This is a genomic window from Streptomyces sp. NBRC 110611 (assembly GCF_001590865.1).
Taxonomy (GTDB): Bacteria; Actinomycetota; Actinomycetes; order Streptomycetales; family Streptomycetaceae; genus Streptomyces.
Genome location: NZ_BBUY01000018.1, coordinates 42,425 through 61,868, shown reverse-complemented (window position 1 = coordinate 61,868; position 19,444 = coordinate 42,425). Strand labels below are relative to the sequence as shown.

The window sequence follows — 19,444 nt, the reverse complement described above, 5'->3', positions numbered from 1 at the left end:
CAGGGGGAGCACATGTCACATCCACAAGGAGCCGCTCACCAGGGCGACGTGGCACGCGAGGTGCCGCCGCTCGTCCCGGGGAGCCGGTCGCTGCGGGCCCTGCTGCCGGAGAGCTACCGGCAGGGCGGCTTCGCGGACCGTCTGCTGCTGGGCTTCGACGACACCCTCGCCCCGGTGATCCACGCCCTGGACTGCCTGGACGCCTACTTCGGCCCGCGGACCGCGCCCGGCGACTTCCTCGACTGGATGCTCGCCTGGACCGGCACCGAACCGGTCGCTCCGGTGCCCGAGCCGGGCCGGCGCCGGGCCCTGGAACTGGGGACCCGGCTCCAGGGCCGGCGCGGCACCCGTGCCGGACTTGAGCTCTTCGTGCGCGAAGTGCTCGGCGGTCACGTGGAGTTGACCGAGTCCGGCGGCACATACCGGTCCCGGTGGCCCGAGGAGTACCCCACCGCCGCACAGCGGTCCTGGGCCGAGATCCGCGTCACCCTGCCGGCAGCGGTGACCGGGGCCGACGGCGACGCCACGGCGACCGGCTTCGGCGAGGCCACCGCGGATGCGGTCGTACGGCTGGTGCGCGACTGGGTACCCGCCGATGTCGACGTCCGGGTCAGTGTGACGGACGGCCGCCTCGCGGCCGGACAGGACGTGGTCTGATTGGCGGCACGAGCACACGGTGAGTCCGGTCCGGGCCCGGTCGACGGCGCGGGGATGTGCGATGCCTGTGGGGTGCCCGCGTACGGCGGTGAGACGTTCTGCGTGGCCTGCGGCGCCTATCTGGGGTGGGAAGAGACCGGCGGCCGCCCGCTGCTCCGGCAGCCCCCGGCCCGGTCCGGACCGGCCCTGCCCGCCCACGACCAGACGCTCCGGCTCTCCCGCACCGTGCCGCCGGTCCCGTACGGCACCACTCATGCCACCGGCGGGACCGGCGAGGGCACCGGGCGGGCCACCGCGTACGGAACCGACGGGCACGTGCAGATCCACGAGGGCATCCTCCTGTTCCTGGCGTGCCCCGACTGCCGCTCGGACAACCCCGGCGGCCGCACCTACTGCCGGCTGTGCGGTGCACTGCTGCGCCCCGAGCCCGGGCCGGTGCCGCTGACGCGGTGGCAGAAGCTGCGCAAGCGCTGGTACGACCGTCCGCAGCAGTGGCACCGGGACCGTCGCTGGCTCGCGGTGCCGCTCGCCCTGCCCCTGTGCTTCGCCGTAGGCGCCTTTGGTGGCCGGCTGGCAGACGCGGCGCGCGAGGCGGTACCGGCGGTGCAGGACCGGTTCAGCGGTCAGGCGGCCGTGGCGCCCGACCGCGTCGAGGCATCGGCCCAGGAGCCGGGGTTCGAGGCGGGGATGGCCGTCGACGGGGTCAGCAACCGGTTCTGGGCCCCGGCGCGCAAGGGCGCGGAGGCAGTCGGCGAGACCTGGACGGCCACGTTCGAGCGGCCCTTCCGGCTGACCGCGCTGGTGATCTTCAACGGAGCCTCGGCCGACCCCAAGGCGTACTTGGCGACCGGCAGGCCCACCCGGCTCACCGCGATCGCCGAGACGGCCGGCGACGACGGCAGGAAGACCGTGCACAAGGAGGTCACCCTCGCCGACCAGCCCGGCGCACAGGACTTCCGCTGGGGCGTGGACGACGTGGTGTCGGTGACGCTGCGGATCGCCGCCGTCCACGCCGGAGCCCAGCCCGACGGCCCCGTCGCCCTGGCCGAGGTGCAGTTCTTCACCAGGCAGGGACGATGACGCTCAGGGCCCAATTGATCGTCCCCGACGACACCGTCGAGCCCGGGGCCTCGGTCACCGCGCAGCTGCTGGTGTGGAACGAGAGCCGCATCGTCGACGCCTACGACCTGACCCTGCTCGGACCGCCGGGGCAGTGGCGCGATCCGCACCTGGGGCAGCTGGCGGTGTACCCGGGCAACCACGAGCGGATCAGCATCCCCCTCACCGTGCCCCGCAGCAGTGACCTCCTGCCGGGCACCCTGGTCTTCGCGGTCAGAGTCTCCTCCGCCCAGAACCCGGCCCGGGCCGCCGTCCCCGAAGCCGAGATCCCGATCGGCGAGTTCCGGGAGGTGGAGCCGCGGCTGACCCGTACCCGGCTGGGCGGACGCTTCTCCGGCTCCAACCTCATCACGCTGACCAACCGCGGCAACACCGCGGTGCACCTGCGGTTGCGTACCGCCCCGGAGGACGCCAAGGCGCCCCTGCGGTCCCGGGTACGCCGCTCCAGGGTCGTGCTGCGCGCCGGCGAGAAGGCCCGTATCGGGGTGCTGCTGCGCGTCACCAGGCCGGTGGGGCTGGGCGAACCCGCCACGTGGGACGTCGGTGTCAGCGCCGAGTGGGACGCGAAGGAGATCCGTCGCGAGACCTTCGCCTTCGAGCAGCGGCCGCTGCTGACCAAGCGGGCGCTGAAGGCACTGACCGCACTGGTCGCGGCCGTGGTGGCCGGGACCGCGCTGTGGCTGTCGCCGGTGGGCGGCGGCGAGCCGAAGGCCCGGACGGTGTCCGCCGACGGCCCCTCCCAGCAGGAGCGGGCCAAGGCCGCCGAGCAGAAGGCCGCCAAGGACGAGGAGCGGAAGCAGCAGGCCGAGGAGAAGAAGCAGCAGGAGAAGCGGAAGGCGGCGGAGGAGGCCAAGGCGCCGAAGCGGAAGCCGTTGCAGCACTCGCTCGTCGTCAAGGCCCAAGACGGCGGCACACAGGACGAGTTCACGGTGGGCAAGGGCTACTGGCTCAAGCTCTCGGCCATTCAGATCACCGCGGCCGGACCGCCCGCCGCCACCTTGACCCTGACCGCCGGCTCCCTGCCGCTCGCGACGATGAACCTGGACAAGGCCAGGGACTTCACGCCCAAGTCGCCCGTCGTCGTCCAGGAAGGCGAGACGGTACGGCTGACCGTCCGGTGCCCCACCGGCGGCACCCGGCCCGCCACCCCGCCCTCCCCGGGCAGCGGTACGGCCCAGGCGCCCACGGACTGCACGGCCATCGCGCTGGTGACCGGCGAGCAGATCCCCAACCGGGGCCCGTTCTCGAAAGACGCCTGACCCGCCGGCGCCCGACCCTGTGCCCCTGACCCGCGAAGGACACCCCACCTCATGAGCGTTGTTCACCGAGTCGACGAGACCCTGAAAGAAGGGCTGCTGCGCGGCCCGCTGCGGGCCGCCAACGCCCAGGTGCTGTTCGAGACCCCGGACTCCGACTGGGCCGCCCGGCGCTCCGGGCCGTGTGTGAACGTCTTCCTGTACGGCATCGAGGAGGACTCCTCACGCACCCAGTCGGGCGGGGTCAGCGTCGTCGACGAACAGGGCGCCGTGGTCGGCTACGGCACCCCGCCACGCTTCTTCCGGCTCCTCTACCTGGTCAGCGTCTGGGCCCAGTCCGTACAGGACGAACACCGCATGCTCGGCACGTTGCTCGAATGGTGTGTCAGGACCGAGGAGCTGACGGTGACCGGGGTGCCGGGCAGGGGAGACCCCGGGGCGCGGCTGTCACTGGGCCTGCGGGAGACGCCCCCGGGAGCCGAGAGTGCCGCCTCGCGCTTGTGGACGAGCCTGGGCACCCCGGCCCGGCCGGTGCTGGACCTCGTGGTGACGGTGCCACTGGGCAGGCCCACGCAGGACACCGGACCGGCCCCCGCCAAGGGACTGGCCCTGAGAGCCCTCCAACTGCCGGATACGGCGCAGCGATCCGGCGATCCGGCGACGACACCGCCCATGAGTGAGCCGGCCCAGCCCGTGCGCCGGCGCAGTATCCAGGAGATGGCATGACCAGCGACCTGCTGCAAGCACGCGTGACCGTACTGGAGGAACGCCTCCTCCAGTACGCGGCACGCGCGGTTGGAACCGGGGAGGCTTTCGCGGGCGACGGGGCCGCGGCGGCCGGCTCCGGCGGCGGAGACGGAGACGGCCCGGACGCGCAGGCTCCGGACGTCCGGCCGACCGGGCGCGAGGCCGACGACGGCGACTTGGGCGACTGCGGTGACTTGGGCGACTGCAGTGAGCCGGGGCACTGCGGCGGAGCGGACTCCCTGGCCCATGTGGAGCGGGAGTTCGGGCTCAGCGGTATCGAGCGTGATCTGCTGGTCGTCTGTGTGCTGCCGGAGCTGAGCACGGTCTGCGGCGCCGCCTGCCGGGTGCTGACCGGTGCGGCACCGGCCTCCCGGCCCACCGTGGCCGTCGCCCTGGGGGTCCTCGGGCTCACCCCGGCCCAGGGCGTCACCCGGGGACTGCTGCGTACCGGCGGTCCGCTGCTCGGTTCCGGCCTGGTGCGGTACGAGAATCCGGAGGCGCCGTACCCCGACCGGCTGCTGCGGGTACCCGACCGCCTGCTGGACTTCCTCGTCGGCGCCCCGCAGCCCGCCTCCGCCACCGGCGGCGGTCCGCTGCGGGTGCTGCCCGACGGCCCCGGCCTCGCCGCCGATGAGGACGTACAGCACCTCGCCGGACTGCTGAGCCGGAGCGGAACCGGAAGCCTGTACGTGCGCGACGATATCGACGGCAGGGCCCTGCCCGCCGCCTGCGCCGCACTGCGCGAACTCGGCCGGGTGCCGCTCCTGGTGGCCCCCGAGGACATCGAGGACGGCCCCGCGGACCTGCCCGCCGTGCTCGCCGAAGCCGTCCTGCAAGCACGGCTGCTGGGCGGCGGCGTGATCGTCCCGGTGTTCACCCCGCCGGACGGGCCCGCCGGGAGCGTACTGCGCGTGGTGCTGCGTACCCTCGAGCGTGCGCGGCTGCCGCTGCTGGTGTACGGCGATGAGGAGTGGGACGCCGAGGCATGGGGGACGGCACCGACGGTGTCGGGGGACGTGTCGGCGGCTTCCCGGGGGGAGTCGGCGGTTTCCCGGGGGGAGGGGAAGGCCGGGGCGCCCGGACGCGAGCCGCTGAACGCGGCCGCGGCCCCGCTCGTCGACCGGGCCAGGCGCACGGCCGCACTGCACGGCGGCACCTTCGGCCCCGACGAGGCCAGATCCCTCGCCCGGCACTGTGCCGCCCGGCACCTGGGCCGGCTGGCGCGGCGCATCCGGCCCCAGGTCGCCTGGGGCGACCTGGTGGTGCCCGAGGCGGTGCGCGAGCGCCTGGACATGCTGGCCTTTCGGATCCGGCACCGCGAACAGGTCCTGGGGGAGTGGCGGTTGCGGCGCGGCGGCGGACGGGGCTGGGGTGCCACGGCGCTGTTCGCGGGTGAGTCGGGCACGGGCAAGACCATGGCGGCCGAGGCTCTGGCCGGGGAATTGGGCGTGGACCTGTTCACCGTCAGCCTGCCGTCGGTCGTCTCGAAGTACATCGGCGAGACGGAGAAGAACCTGGAACGGATCTTCCGTGCGGCCGAGTCGCTGGGCGGCGTCATCCTCTTCGACGAGGCCGACGCGATGTTCGCCAAGCGCGGTGCGGTGCGCGACGCCAACGACCGGTACGCCAACCTGCAGAGCGGCTACCTGCTCCAGCGCCTGGAGGCCTTCGGCGGGCTGGCCGTCCTCACCACCAATCTCCGTTCCCACATGGACGGCGCCTTCACCCGCCGGTTCGACGAGGTCATCGAATTCGACAGCCCCGGACCGGACGTACGCGCCCGGCTGTGGCGGAAGTTCTTGGGGGACACCCTCGCCGACCGCTGTGACATCGACCGGATCGCGACGGAGTTCCCGATCGCCGGAGGCAGCATCCGGGCGAGCGTGGAGACCGCGGCCTTCGCGGCCGCGGCGGCCGGCCGGACGGTGTCGACGGAGGATCTGCTGCATGCCGTTGAGGTCGAGTACCGCAAACAGGGCCGGCTGTTCGACCGGCCCTGAGCCCGGCCGGAGCGGCGGCCGAGCACCGTCGCCGTGCCGCTCCGCACCCCGGGACCGCGGAAGCCGCCTGAAGGCCTGACCTCCCTGAACTCCCTGAACTCCCTGGCCTCCCTGGCCTTCCCGAACTCCCTGGCCTCCCTGACCTCCCCGACCTCCCTGATATCGCCGAGCATTTGTGAACTGAGGAATGCCCATGCTGTCCACCAGGACGTTGGTCAACCGCACCGCCGCCGACTTCATCCACAGACGCGGGGCGCGCATCTTTGCCGGTGCGCAGATGCCACAGCCGGCCGCCCCGATTCCCGCGCGGCCTGTCCCCGGCACCCCGGCAGCCTCGCGTCCGACGGCCTCGCCGGCCGCCGGTACGGATCTGACCGGAGCCCCGCGGATCTCCCTCAGCTCCGCGCTCACCACCGCCGGCCTGTTGCCCGCCCTGGCCGAGGCTCCCGCGGCGGTACCGTCGGCGGCGGGCCCGGACCCGCAGGCCGAGGCCGTCCGGGACCGCGCGCAGATCGCCATCGTGCGGCTGACCGCCCAGCTGGAGGCCCTCGCACAGCAGCGCGGAAACCTTCTGGAGCGGGACCTGGAGCTGGGCTACCGCCTCATGGAATCCACCCCGGACACCGAGACCGAACGGCTCCTGCGGTCCAAGGTCGACGGCATCAAGGGTGCCCTCGCCGAGAACGACACGCTGACCGGTGAGTACGAGTCCCGGCTCGACGACGCCCGGCGCATGTACCGCCTGGCCCTGGCCCGCGCTTGCGGAACGGGACAGGGCCGGGCCCAGGGCCCGGACGCGGCCCTGGCCGTGGTCGGCACGCTGCAGGCCGAGGCTGATATGTCCAGACTCCGCGACCGCAAAGGCGAGTTGACGCGGGAGCGGGCCGTACTCGAAGAGCACATCACGGGCGTGGCTCGGCGACTGGCCGCGGCTACCGGGGACGAAGCGGAAGCCCTGGCCCTGTCCCTGGAAACCGCCCAGTCCGCCCTGCGGGACAACGCGGCCGAATCCGACGTCATCGAATCCACCCTGGAGACCGCCACCCACCGGTACGAGGGCGCACTGCGCGGCACGCCCGGACTCATCGGTGACCCGGCCGCCCGGATCGACCTCGCGGGCCACACCTTCACCGCTCTCTCCTCACCTCTCGAAACCCATCTCACCCAGCTCACCGACCGGCCGGACCTCCGGCTCGCTCCGTCGGCCCGCACCCTCCAGGACGTACGGGAGCCGGAGGAGTTCGCCCCCCGGGCCCAGGCGTGGCTGACCCGGCAGGAGCTGAAGTCCGGCCGGCAGGCGGCCGATCTGCTCGGACCCGCCGCCCTGCGGGCGCTCGGTGACTACGGCGACCCCGTCCTGGAGCCCGTCGGTCTCGCTGCCGCCGCGCCCTCCCGCGAGCTCGTCCAGCAGCGCCTGGCCCGCACCCGTGCCCTGGACGGCGCCGCGGCAGGCGCGGCCCCGGACGCCCCGGCCCCGACGGCGGACACCGCCGGCCCGACGGCCGAGGCCACCGCCCTGCTGGAGGCCGGCGAGGCGTCCGGTCACCACCTCGTCGCCGGGGTCTCGCGGTTGCGCCCGCTGGCAGGACCGGTCTGGACGGTCACCACCGCACCCGGCAGCGTCGGACAGCCCGATCTGGCCCCCGCGGCCAAGGAACAGCGCGCGGACGGCGAGGAGTTCGTGCCGTGGTCCGCCACGGTGGCGTACGACTCCGCGTTCACGCGCTTCTACGCCGAATCCGAGCGGCACGCCGCACTGGCCGACTTCCACCGCATCATCGCCGGGCTGAATTTCGGCGCAGCGGGCACCGTGGTGGGCGGCGAACTCACCAAGGGCACACTCTCCGCGCTCTTCGGCCTGCTGACCGGGGGGATCGAGCGCTTCACCAGTTCGGCCATGAGCAGGCTGTGGAGCCTCTCGCTCGATCTCACGAGCATCACCCTGGCCGGTGGGGGACTGAAGAGCCGTACCGCCGGCGCGATCCTGGACGAGATCCGGGAAGCCCCGTTCGCCTCCTTGTACAAGGGAGTGCAGGAACTGGGCAACAACGTCTGCGCGGTTGCCGCCAAGGCGCAGGACAAGCTGGTGCACCTGCTGGAGAACGCCCCGGAGATCCAGCAGCAGGTCGCGGCGGCGACGGGAAAGCTCGGCCAGGGCTGGGACCGGATCTGCGCCCTCGCGACGAAGGCGCTCGGCATGATGAAGGGAGCACTGAGCGCCCTGAGCGGAAAGCTGACCGCCCTGTGGAACTCACTCCCCGCCCTCCAGGAGAAGCTCTCCGCCGCCTGGACCAGGCTGTCCGAACTGATAGCGAAATCCCCGCACTTCGAGCGGGTCGGGAAGTGGCTGAAGAAGGCCTTCGCCATCTTCCAGGAGAACATCGTCGATCTCCTGAGGAAGCTGCAGAATCTGCCGGATCTCATGCAGGCGCTGTCCGGTCTGGTGAACAGCATCGGCAAGGCGCTGCTGGAGGCCGTTCCGGCCCGGGCACTGAAGGAGGCCATCAAGCTGGCCGGCGAATGGACCGCCAAATGGGGTGGGCAGTTCGCCATGAAACTCACCGGTGGAAAGGAGGGATTCGACCGTACGCTGACGTCCTTCTCGCAGCACCTGGCCGACCTCAAGTCGAGCACGGTCGACTACGCGATGAGCCGCTCCCGCCACGAAGAGCACCGACCCGTCGTCGGACAGCGCCTGGAAACCCGGCGGCCGGTCCTCGCCTTCCGCGACCAGCAAGCCGCGTTCGACTACGCCGTCGACCGGGCCGCCACCGAGCCCGGAGACCGGCATATGGTGGTCACCCAGGTCCATCTCAACGACCGTTCCGGCCGGGACGTCGGTCCCCTGCTGTCCTACTCCCCGCACCACCGTGGCCAGGACGTCCTCCTGCTCCCCGGAGCACGGCTGGAAATCACCGGGACCAGCGTGCTCGACGTAGGCAAGGGCGCCGGCCGGATCGAACTCCTCGCCGCCAAGGAGACCGTCGGCCAAGGCGAGATCGTCGGTACGGACCGCAGGACCACGGGCCTGGAGAACCTCATGTGGCTCACCGCGGCACCCGCGCCGTCGCACGGCGGAGCGGTGCGCAACGCGCTGGAGATCGGCACCCGTGCCCATGCCTTCCATCAGATCGCCCGGTTCGTCATGCGTTACTACGGCGGGCGCGTGGAGAAGTGGGTGGCCGAGGTTCTAGGCGACATCGCCTCGCGGACCTGGCTCGCGGTACGCGACCGCTACGACAGCGAGGAACCCCCGCAGGGCCTGAACATCCTGCGCGGCCAGGCGGCGGCCTGGGCATTCCGCAAGGTCGGCCTCAGTGACGAACTCGCCGTCCTCGTGGAGAACCTGGCGTCCGGTGCCGGCCTCAAGGAATCCCTGGCCAAGGTCCGTGCGCACATGGAGGAACACGGCGCCGGTGACGCCACCCGCACCCAGGCCATCACCAAGGCCATCGCGCTGGCCGAGAAGGCCCTGGACGAATACGAGTACCGCAAGGACAAGGTCCAGCGGAAGAAGAAGGCGGAACGCGCCGCCCTCGTCATCGGGGCCGTGATGGGCGTGATCGAGACCATCCTCAAGCACGGCCCGCAGGCGATGGTGGACACGATGATGGCCGTCAAGGGCCCGGGAGGTGCCGCCCTGCGCGGATTCTTCGCCCACCGTTTCACCGATCAGGGATACGACTTCGTGAGCCGGACCGACGGATACACCGCGGCCGCATTCGGCAGCGCCGCGGCCCAGGGCGTGCGGTGGACACACCGGGCCGCCCGCGGCGTCCGGCAGCTCTACGCCAACCCGTACGTCGGTGGCGCCATGGCCCTGGCGCCCTACGTGGGCGGAGCCCTGACACTCACTCCCTGGTTGGCCCCTTACGCGGCCGACCTGCTCGGCCTGTCGCTCTCGGGCGCTCCGGTCTCGTCCCGCCTGGCCACCACAGCCGGTATCGCCGTCGCCGCCGCCAAGGGAATGCAGAAGCTGGGCAACACCCAGCCCATGCAGAGATTCGCCGGACTGGGAGACGACGCGGTGAAGGACCTGGCCGGCCTGGCTGGTGGCGCGGGCGCCGGAATCGGTGCCGGAGCGGTCGGCGTCCTGGAATGGCTCTCCGCATGGAACCACCCGCCGGCGACGGCGACAACGACGAACTGACGGCGCTCATCACCCCCGCGTGTGCCGGCGGGCCTGCCGCGGCCCGGTGGACCGGGCCAAGTGGTCCCGCAGGCGGGCGTGGCGGAACTGGTACACCCCACCGGCCTGGCGGAGCACACCGCGTCGGTGGGCATCGGCGAGGAACCTCATCAGCCGCCACGGCTGATGACCGTGCAGGGCCAGCCACATCCGGCTGAACACCAACGAGCCCCAGGCCCGGGACATCATGCTCTGCAGCCCCACCGAGAGTCCGAACAGGAGCCCCAGCACGACACCGAACCCGAGCCGGTGCATGGGCGGGAGCAGCACGCCGCCCGAGACGGTGCCCCCGACGAGGTAGGCCGGCACACCCACGCGCCCATAGGCGATCCCGCCCGCCACCGCGCCGGCGGCCGCGCCCGCGATGCCGTACGTGGGGGAGAAGGAGAGACCGAGGGCCAGTGGCACGGCGAACCCGGCCGCGAGGTCGTCGGCGAAGAAGGAGGCCCCGTACGCGAACCCCAGGGAGATCGCGTACGACAGCCCGAACGCGAGTGTCGCGGTACGGTCCTGCCGCAGTGCGACGGACGGGCTGGACACCCGGGCGGCGTCGGCCGGCGTGTTCAGCCATACGTGCAGTCCGAACGCGAGCCCGAAGGCGAGCTGACCCACGATCATCGCGCCGCCCTGGAAATCGAAGCCGAGGCCGAGTACCAGTCCGGTCGCGAGGCCGACGGTGAACCGGCGCAGGAAGGGCATCGCGGTCCCGCGGAACCGCAGCTCGACATGCGCCGGCCCGCGCTGCCGTCCCAGGCCGTAGGCGATGGCGACGGTGGTTCCGTACGCGATGCCATAGGCGAGCCCGGCGGCGGGACCGGCCGCGAGGTGCCCCACGAGCCCGCAGACGAGCCCGGCCAGGCATCCGGCCCACAGTCCCCGCGTCAGCCGGGGAACGCCCCGCGGCATCTGCCACCAGGCCAGGTCATGGGTGTCGAGCCGGACCAGGTGGCGGGCGAGCCACCCCAGCCAGGCCTGGGCTTGTTCCGGCGTACAGCGGAGCTGGGCCGGGCCCGGCGAGGAGTCGGAAGCAGCCCGTTGGTACGAGTACGAGTCCGAGTAGGGGGAGGAGAAGGTGGCGGGGACGAACGCGTCGAGCAGGTGCTCTTCCAGGGCGGCCGGGTCGGCGAACCTGCCGTCGAAGAGGTCGAGGGGATCGGCACGGGTGTCGCTGTAGGCGGCGCGGGCCAATGAGGTCATCAGCGGGGTGGAGAGCACCGTCATCACCGTGCGCGCGGCGGGTCGGTCCGGGTGCTCCCGCAGGTACTCAAGTGCCGGTTGCCACTTGGTCGTTGGTGCGCCTGTGCCCTGTCGGGGCATCCGGCGGGCGGTGCGCGGCAGGTAGTCCTCCAGATCGTCCAGACTCAGCCCCTGCAGCTCGACCACCGCCGCGGCGGTGAACACACCGGCCGCCCGCACGGTGTCCCGGTACTCGTCCGTGCGGCAGGTCAGCACCACGGGGGTGTCGCGGTCGAGGGCGGCGTTGAGGCGTCGCATCGCGTCGGCACGCAGCGGTTCGGCAATCTCGTCGAGTCCGTCGAGCACGGGCAGCAGGCGTCCCGCGCGCACCAGTTCCCAGGCCCAGGTGGAGCCGGACGGGGCGGGGGCGCCGAGGGCGGGGTAGTCGGTGGCGAGTCGTTCGGACATCCACGTGTGCAGGCTCTGCTGCCCCGGATGCCACGAGAGCAACGGAAAGATCGCCGGAACCGGGTCCTGCGGCTGACGGCTTCTGAGCAGGTCCAGCGTGAGGCGCAACGTCAGCACCGTCTTGCCCGCGCCGGGCTTGCCGAGCACCACCAGCCGCCCCGACGGAATCCGCCTGAAGACGTCGGCCACCTGCTCCAGCCGGCCATCGGGGTTCACCGTGGCCGCGGTGGCGGACCGCCCGCTCAGGCCGGCCCAGTGGTCGGCGACCGCCTCCTCCGCGGCGGTCCAGCGAACGGCGAGCGGGAACGGATCGTGCAGTCGGCGCAGCCTCTCCTCCTCACGCCACTGGCCTCGTACGGACAGCGCCAGATCCTCCGCCGCCTGGTCCAACTGCGGTGTGAGGCCCGGGGCGGGCCGTTGGGCACGGGGCGTGAGGCTGAGGAGCAGACTGATGAGAGCGACGAAGAAGCCCAGGACACTGGTCCACTTGACGACCTCGTCGAGATTCTTCATCAGCACGAAGAGCAGGGCCGTGCCCACCAGGACGGCACTCCACACGGCCTTCGTCCATCCTGGGGTCCACCGCAGCACAGACACCCCGCTTCACGTCGTCGTCAAGGCCACTGCCAAGGCCACCGGCTGCCTGTCGTGTGCCTGTCGTGGAAGATCGTGGCCGCCACGAAGGCCGTAGGTGAGCTTGTTGCAGCAGGACGCGGGGTGAGAGGCGTTCGCTGAACTGTCATGCTTTCCAGTGAAGTTGAGCATGTCGGCGCAGAGCGCGGGGCGGCACAGCAGTGCGGGGCGGCACAGCAGCGCGGGTGAGTGGTGGCCGGCGCTCAGGGCCCTGTCCCACAAGCGTCCGCCCAACAGGATTTCACCGGCGCTTCAACCCCCACGGCCACAGTTGGTGCGTCAGCCTCCATCCGACTGACTTCGTCCGTGCGGTCCATGCCGCGCAAACAGTGAGGAGAACCGGTGAAATCGACCCTCGACGGCCGGCGACTGACGGCCTTATGCGGCACGGCGATGGCGACTGTGGTGGCGCTCGCGGGCACGGCCCCGGCCCAGGCCGCATCGGCCGGCGATCACGCCGCCACCCAGAAGGCGCTCAACTCCTTCCAGGCGCAGACCGGTCCGGGAGCGGCGGTCTACGCCGGTGACCGCACCGGCTCATGGCACCTCGGCGCCGGCACCGGCACCGTCAACACCCACCAGCCCATCCAGCCCACCCAGCACTTCCGCGCCGGCAGCCAGACCAAGACGTTCACCGCGGCCGTGGTCCTGCAACTGGCCGAAGAGCAGAAGGTCTCCCTCGACGCGCCGATCGGGCGGTACCTGCCGGGGGTGGTCGACGGCAACGGCTACGACGGCAACAAGATCACCGTCCGGCAGCTCCTCCAGCACACCAGCGGCATCCCCACCAACCGCCGGCCACAGGCGAAGCCCGGCCCAGACGGCTCCTACACCCTGGCCGAGGTGGTACGCGACGGACTGCGCCTCGCCCCGGCCTCGGCACCCGGGGCCGCCTGGCACTACTCCAACACCAACTTCGAAATCCTCGGGATGCTCATCGAGCGGATCACCGGTATGCCGGTCGGTGAGGCGCTCACCCGCCGGATCATCGAGCCGCTCGGCCTGAAACAGACCACCTTCCCCAAGCCGGGCGACCGGTCGCTCCCCGCCCCGTACGTCCACGGCTACAAGGGCGGCCGCCTCGGCCCGGTCTTCCTCTGGGTCGACGCGAGTTCGGATCTGGAACCCTCCGTGTTCAGCAGCGCGGGGGCGATGATCTCGACACTCCAGGACCTCACCGCCTTCGACCAGGCGCTCCTCAGCGGCAAGATCGTCTCCCCGGAGAGTCTGGCCCTGATGCGGACCACCGTGCCGGTCGGCGAGCGCGACGGCTACGGCCTCGGCCTGAGCAGCCACACCCTGCCCTGCGGCGGTACGGCGTGGGGACACAGCGGCTCGGTGCCCGGCTACGTCTCGATGACACTGGTCACCCCCGACGGCCGTCACGCGTCGGTGCTGACCAACACGCAGATGGAGTCCCCGAAGCTGGTCGACGTGCTCGATTCGGCGCTGTGTGAGTAACCGTGCCGTGTGAGAACCAGGGCGGGGGTGAGCTTCTTCCGGACGCCTGGCGGCGAGGCCGTACGGCTCCTCGTGGCTGTCGCCGAGCCGCGCGTCCGTCGGGGCGGCGCGGGCGGCGGGCTCGTACCGGCCGTCCGGGGGCTCGCCGGGCCGGGCCCGTGGGCCGGGTGGGTGAACGGCCCGGCTCCCGCGCGCGTCTCCTTGTTCCGCCGCCGGGACGGGGCAAGGCTCACCGCGCGCATGCGCTGCGAGCGGCCGGGGCGCCGCTCCGGCGCGTCGCCGGGCGGGTGCAGGCCATGCCCGGCGGACGCAGCCCTGCCTGACGACGTCGACTGGAGCCCGCGTGGCAGCCCACCCCCCTCCTCCGCAGAGTGACGCCGCCGCACCGGAGTCGTATGACGCCGAAGTGCCGGCACACAGCAACAGACCCGGCAGCGTGGCGGTCAAGTGGCTGACCACCACCGACCACAAGACCATCGGCACGCTCTATCTGCTCACCTCGTTCGGGCTCTTCTGCGTCGGTGGTCTGATGGCACTGGTCATGCGGGCCGAGCTGGCCCGCCCCGGCATGCAGATCATGTCGATGGAGCAGTTCAACCAGGCGTTCACGATGCACGGCACGATCATGCTGCTGATGTTCGCGACGCCGCTGTTCGCCGGTTTCGCGAACTGGATCATGCCGCTGCAGATCGGCGCGCCGGATGTCGCCTTTCCCCGGCTGAATATGTTCGCCTACTGGCTGTACCTCTTCGGCTCGCTGATCGCGCTGGCCGGCTTCCTCACCCCGCAGGGCGCGGCCGACTTCGGCTGGTTCGCCTACTCCCCGCTGTCGGGCGCGGTCCGCTCCCCGGGCGTCGGTGCCGACCTGTGGATCATGGGTCTGGCCTTCTCCGGCTTCGGCACGATCCTCGGTTCGGTCAACTTCATCACCACCATCCTCTGCATGCGCACGCCCGGCATGACGATGTTCCGGATGCCGATCTTCTGCTGGACGGTCCTGCTGACCGGTGTACTGGTCCTGCTGGCCTTCCCGGTGCTGGCGGCCGCGCTCCTCGGCCTGGAGGCGGACCGCAAGTTCGGCGCGCACATCTTCGACGCGGCCAACGGCGGCGCACTCCTGTGGCAGCACCTCTTCTGGTTCTTCGGACACCCGGAGGTGTACATCATCGCCCTGCCGTTCTTCGGCATCATCTCCGAGGTGGTCCCGGTCTTCTGCCGGAAGCCGATGTTCGGCTACATCGGCCTGATCGCGGCGACGATTTCGATCGCCGGACTCTCGATCACCGTCTGGGCCCACCATATGTTCGTGACCGGGGCCGTTCTGCTGCCGTTCTTCTCCTTCATGACGTTCCTGATCGCCGTCCCGACCGGTGTGAAGTTCTTCAACTGGATCGGCACGATGTGGAAGGGCTCACTGTCCTTCGAGACGCCGATGCTGTGGGCCATCGGCTTCCTCGTGACGTTCCTCTTCGGCGGCCTGACCGGCATCATCCTGGCGTCGCCGCCGATGGACTTCCACGTCTCGGACTCGTACTTCGTCGTGGCCCACTTCCACTACGTGGTGTTCGGCACCGTCGTCTTCGCGATGTTCGCCGGCTTCCACTTCTGGTGGCCGAAGTTCACCGGCAGGATGCTCGACGAGCGGCTCGGGAAGATCACCTTCTGGTCGCTGTTCATCGGCTTCCACGGCACGTTCCTCGTCCAGCACTGGCTCGGCGCCGAGGGCATGCCGCGCCGTTACGCCGACTACCTCGCGTCCGACGGCTTCACCACCCTCAACACCGTCTCCACCATCGCGTCATTCGTGCTGGGCCTGTCCTTCCTGCCGTTCCTCTACAACGCCTGGAAGACCGCGAAGTACGGCGAGAAGGTCACCGTCGACGACCCGTGGGGCTACGGGCGCTCGCTGGAGTGGGCGACGTCCTGCCCGCCGCCGCGGCACAACTTCCTCACCATGCCGCGCATTCGCTCCGAATCCCCGGCGTTCGACCTGCACCACCCCGACATCGCCGCACTCGCCCCCGGCCACGCGCCGGTGTCCACCGAAACCGGGAGGTGAACGGCGGTGGTGGCCCGGGAGACCGAGGAGGGCCTGCGCCGGCTGGACGGCTACCTGTGCTGGCAGGCCGAACTGAGCGACGCGCGCCGGGAAGCCCAGACCTTCTGCCGCCAGTTCCCCTGGCTCACCGCCGGCGAACGGGAAGAACTGGAGTCCCGGTACGCGGCCGCACGCACCGAGGTGAGCGAGCGGATGATCCGGCGGATCGCGCGGCGGTGCGAGGAGGTGCGCACGGAGTACGAGGAGCGGTACCGCCTGCTGCGCCTGCGCCTGCGCGTGCTCGCCACCGCCGCGGCCGTGGTGTCGGCGGCCTGTCTGCTGCTCACCTGCCTGGCGTTCGGACTGCCCCGGCCCTGAGACCCGCTACCCGACGGAGGACTGATCACCGTGCCAGACCGCCCCGACCGCCCCGACCGCCCCGACCGCCCCGACCGCCCCGACCGCCCCGACCGGCCAGACCAACCAGACCGACCGGTCCGACCCGATACCGGCCCCCAGGTCTTCGCCTTCACCTGCGGCGACTGCGGCGCGACCTGGGAGGAGACCCTCCAAATCGCGGTGCGCGCCCAGGCTGCCGGGCCGTCCGGGCAGCGCACATGGGAGTACGTCGACGAGGAGGGGCGAGCGCTCGGCGTGCGGCTGGCCGACACGGTCTGCCCCAGGTGCGGCAGCCGGCGCACCCACGCCCTGGCGCCCGAACTCGCCGACCACGCGCGCGCCGCCGAACACACCGGACCGGCACACCACCCGCACCACCCCCACCACCCGCACATGCCGCACCTGCGCCACTCCGCACCGCCGGACGAACAGGGCGACTCCCGCTCCGGCTGAGGCGTGCGCCGGCCGTCACCGCGGTGGCCGGGTCAGGCGGTGGAGGCAGCGGCGGGCGAGGTCGCTCAGCGACGTGCTGTTGACGATCTCCAGCATGGGGAGGTCGCAGTGGAGCCGCTGCTGGAGGGCGCTCATGAGTTCCGCGCCCATCAGGGAGTCGAGTCCGAGCTGTGTCAGCGGCCGGTCCGGCGGTAGTCGGTCGGTGGTTGTCTGCAGGATGTTCGCGAGGGTGTGGGTGAGGGCGTCGGTGAGCAGGGCGATGGCGGTTTCGGGTGGGGTGGTGGCCAGTTGCCGGAGCAGTGTGTCGTCGGTCCTGCCGTCCGTGGCGTCCGGTGGCAGGAGGGGGGAGAAGCGAGGAGCCGAGAGGGCTGGGCCGAGGTGGCGGACGCGGCTCCAGTCGACTTCCGCCAGGGTGGCCACGTCTGCGCCGCTGGGCAGGAGGGAGCCGAGGAGGTGCAGGAGTTCGGCCGCGGGCAAGGGGGGAAGCCCGAGCGTGTGCAGGTAGGCGGCCATGTCGTGGCGTGCCACGTGGCCGGTGTCGGCCACGGGTCCCCAGCCGACGGCCAGCGCCGGGAGCCCTGCCCGCCGGCGGGCCCGCGTCAGGGCTTCCAGGAATACGTTGGCGGCCACGTAGTTGCTTTGGTGGAGGTTGCCGATCAGTCCGGTGACGGAGGAGTGCAGGAGGAACAGCGTCAGGTCGCGGTGGCGGGTCAGCTCGTCCAGGACGGCTGCGCCCGTCGCTTTGGGGGCCAGCACGCGCCGGAGGCGTTCGTCGGTGAGCTCCGCCAGGGGCACGTCGTCGAAGACCGCGGCCGCGTGGACGACGCCGCGCAGGGGGTGTTCCCGGGTTTCGACGGTGTCCAGGACCGCGCGCATGGCGGCCATGTCGGAGACGTCCGCGGCGTGGAGGGTGAAGTGCACGCCTGCGCTGCGGAGTTCGTCGAGGAGTGCCGGCGCCTCGGGGGTGTCCGCGCCGCGCCGGCCGACCAGTGCCAGGTGATGCGCTCCCCGCCGGGTGAGCCAGCGCGCGGTGGCCGCGCCGAATCCGCACAGTCTGCCGGTGACGAGGTACGTGGCCTGTGGATCCATGGCCATGGGCGTGGGGTGGTGCTCCAGGTGTGGTGGCGGGTCGAGGGAGATGACGACTTTGCCGATGTGGCGTGAGTGCTGAAGGGCTTCGCAGGCGTCGGTGATCCGGTCGGCGGGGTAGACGTGGTGCAGGATGGGCCGGTAGGTGCCGTCGTGTACCCGTTTGGTGAACTCGGGCCGTTGCTCGCTCGCGATCTCTGGGTGGTGGGTGGGGAGTTCATTGATGTCGCCCACTGCCGACATGGTGAGGTTGTTGAGAAAGGCACGGAGCAGGAGCCGGCTGTTGCCGTACAGGTCGCGCTTGCCCAGTTCGATGAACCGGCCGCCGCTGCGCAGCGCCTCCAGGCCGCGGCTGATGGCCTCACCCGCCAGGGAGTTGAGGACGACATCGACCCCCTGGCCGCCCGTGAGGCCCCTTACCTGGTGGGCGAATTCCAGGGAGTGCGAGTCCAGGACGTGCCGGACGCCGAGCAGCCGCAGCAGATCCCGTTTGGCGGGGGTGCCCGCGGTGGCGACGACGTGGGCGCCCGCGTGCGCGGCGTAGTGGAGCGCGGCCAGGCCCACGCCGTCGGCCGCTCCGTGGACCAGGACCGTTTCGCCGGGCGCGAGGCGGGCGAGCCGGTGCAGGCTGTGGTGGACGGTGAGATAGACGGCGGGCAGGGGCGTGGCCTGACGGAAGTCCATGCCGTCGGGGATGTGGCCGACCAGGGTGGCCTGGATGGTGGCGTGGGAGCGCAGTGTGCCGGAGCCGAAGCCGAATACCCGGTCTCCCACGGTGAACCCGGTGACCCGGGAGCCGACTTCGGCGACCACACCGGCGCACTCCAGGCCGAGGGCCCGGAGTCACCGTCCCGGCCTGCCGTGTCCTCCTCGCCGGTCACGGTGAGGTTCGGGGCGGTGAGCGGGATGAGGCCGAGGGCCTGGAGGACGTCACGGTAGTTGAGCGCTGCCGCGTGTACGGAGATGAGTACCTCGTCCGGCTCCGGGCGGGGGATCCCGGCCGGCACCCACGCCAGTCGGTAGGTGCGTCCGGGGTCGCGCAGGCGCAGGGCGAAGGAGGTTCCTTCCGATGCCTGCTCGGTGGTGGTGAGGGTGGGGCGTGCGTGGATCCGGGGTACGAAGCGGCCGCAGCGGGTGAGGAGGAATTCATCCTCGGTGGTGGGGTCGGTCAGTTCCGCGGCCAGTCGGGCGGCGTCCGTCTCGGGCTGGTCGCCGCGTTCCCACGAGATGCGCCGGACGGTGAGGTGGGGGTGTTCGGTGCCAAGGCACCGTCCCATGCCCCAGACTGTCGCGGCTTCGGGAGCCAGCGGGCGTTCGGGGGCCGGCAGCGCGCCGGTCGGGGGCGTGATCAGCCACAGGGTGATGTCGTCCGGTCCTTCGGCGGCGGTGGCCAGGGCGCGCAGTGTCATGAGGCGGTGGACGGTGCGGTCCATGTCCAGGCGGGGCTGGGCGTCCGTCTCCTCACCGAGCAGGAGAACGACTCCGAGCGGCCCGGGCCGTCGGCCGAGCAGGGCCGGCCACTCGATGGGGTCGGTGCCGAGCGCGGTACGGCACACCCGCGCGGCGTCCTCAGCGTCGCCCAGCTGCCGGGCGAGCACGTCCGCGAGCGGAGCGTGTGCGGGCTCCGCGGCGATGATCCAGGCACCCGCCGCCTCGTTCTCCTCGTCGGACGGGGATGCTGCCGCCCCGACCCGGTGCGTGGGCGATCGCCTGCGGTGCGGCCGCCGCGCCAGGAGCACGGAGGCTGCTCCTTCGGACT

Annotated in this window: 12 protein-coding genes; 10 read left to right on the top strand and 2 right to left on the bottom strand. The window is 71.7% G+C overall.

The window, feature by feature from the left end:
* Positions 1–12 precede the first annotated feature (12 nt).
* From AZE13_RS27345 to AZE13_RS39105, 6 genes are all read left to right on the top strand, one after another.
* Positions 13–657, top strand: a complete 645-nt coding sequence (locus AZE13_RS27345) for a phage tail protein (RefSeq protein WP_079124419.1) — start codon at positions 13–15, stop codon at positions 655–657.
* Complete coding sequence (locus AZE13_RS27340) at positions 658–1,737, top strand: NADase-type glycan-binding domain-containing protein (RefSeq protein ID WP_147264733.1); 1,080 nt, start codon at positions 658–660, stop codon at positions 1,735–1,737.
* Complete coding sequence (locus AZE13_RS27335) at positions 1,734–3,035, top strand: hypothetical protein (RefSeq protein WP_147264732.1); 1,302 nt, start codon at positions 1,734–1,736, stop codon at positions 3,033–3,035. The genes AZE13_RS27340 and AZE13_RS27335 overlap by 4 nt, the downstream gene beginning before the upstream one ends.
* A 51-nt stretch (positions 3,036–3,086) precedes the next feature.
* Complete coding sequence (locus AZE13_RS27330) at positions 3,087–3,758, top strand: DUF4255 domain-containing protein (protein WP_066937596.1); 672 nt, start codon at positions 3,087–3,089, stop codon at positions 3,756–3,758.
* A complete protein-coding gene (locus AZE13_RS27325; RefSeq protein ID WP_066937593.1) occupies positions 3,755–5,779 on the top strand; it encodes an ATP-binding protein in 2,025 nt (674 codons plus the stop codon). The genes AZE13_RS27330 and AZE13_RS27325 overlap by 4 nt, the downstream gene beginning before the upstream one ends.
* A 193-nt stretch (positions 5,780–5,972) precedes the next feature.
* A complete protein-coding gene (locus tag AZE13_RS39105; RefSeq protein ID WP_066937590.1) occupies positions 5,973–9,929 on the top strand; it encodes a hypothetical protein in 3,957 nt (1,318 codons plus the stop codon).
* A 9-nt stretch (positions 9,930–9,938) separates the two neighbouring features.
* On the opposite strand, the gene AZE13_RS27315 is transcribed toward AZE13_RS39105, so the two are convergent.
* Positions 9,939–12,170, bottom strand: coding sequence for an NACHT domain-containing protein (locus AZE13_RS27315; RefSeq protein WP_066937588.1), 2,232 nt, complete (start codon positions 12,168–12,170; stop codon positions 9,939–9,941).
* A gap of 417 nt (positions 12,171–12,587) precedes the next feature.
* Between AZE13_RS27315 and AZE13_RS27310 the strand changes: the two genes are divergently transcribed.
* From AZE13_RS27310 to AZE13_RS27295, 4 genes are all read left to right on the top strand, one after another.
* The gene (locus tag AZE13_RS27310; RefSeq protein ID WP_258528018.1) at positions 12,588–13,706 is read left to right on the top strand and encodes a serine hydrolase domain-containing protein; all 1,119 of its coding nucleotides are present in this window, start codon (positions 12,588–12,590) and stop codon (positions 13,704–13,706) included.
* A 343-nt stretch (positions 13,707–14,049) separates the two neighbouring features.
* Positions 14,050–15,765 (top strand): cytochrome c oxidase subunit I, encoded by a 1,716-nt coding sequence (ctaD, locus tag AZE13_RS27305; protein WP_066937585.1) that lies wholly within the window; start codon positions 14,050–14,052, stop codon positions 15,763–15,765.
* 6 nt (positions 15,766–15,771) lie between these two features.
* Positions 15,772–16,122, top strand: a complete 351-nt coding sequence (locus AZE13_RS27300) for a hypothetical protein (protein WP_066937582.1) — start codon at positions 15,772–15,774, stop codon at positions 16,120–16,122.
* A 30-nt stretch (positions 16,123–16,152) separates the two neighbouring features.
* Positions 16,153–16,596, top strand: coding sequence for a hypothetical protein (locus tag AZE13_RS27295; protein WP_181690459.1), 444 nt, complete (start codon positions 16,153–16,155; stop codon positions 16,594–16,596).
* A gap of 15 nt (positions 16,597–16,611) precedes the next feature.
* Here AZE13_RS27295 and AZE13_RS34485 read toward each other — a convergent pair whose 3' ends face one another.
* Positions 16,612–18,249, bottom strand: a complete 1,638-nt coding sequence (locus AZE13_RS34485; RefSeq protein ID WP_181690458.1) for an SDR family NAD(P)-dependent oxidoreductase — start codon at positions 18,247–18,249, stop codon at positions 16,612–16,614.
* Positions 18,250–19,444: the final 1,195 nt, after the last annotated feature.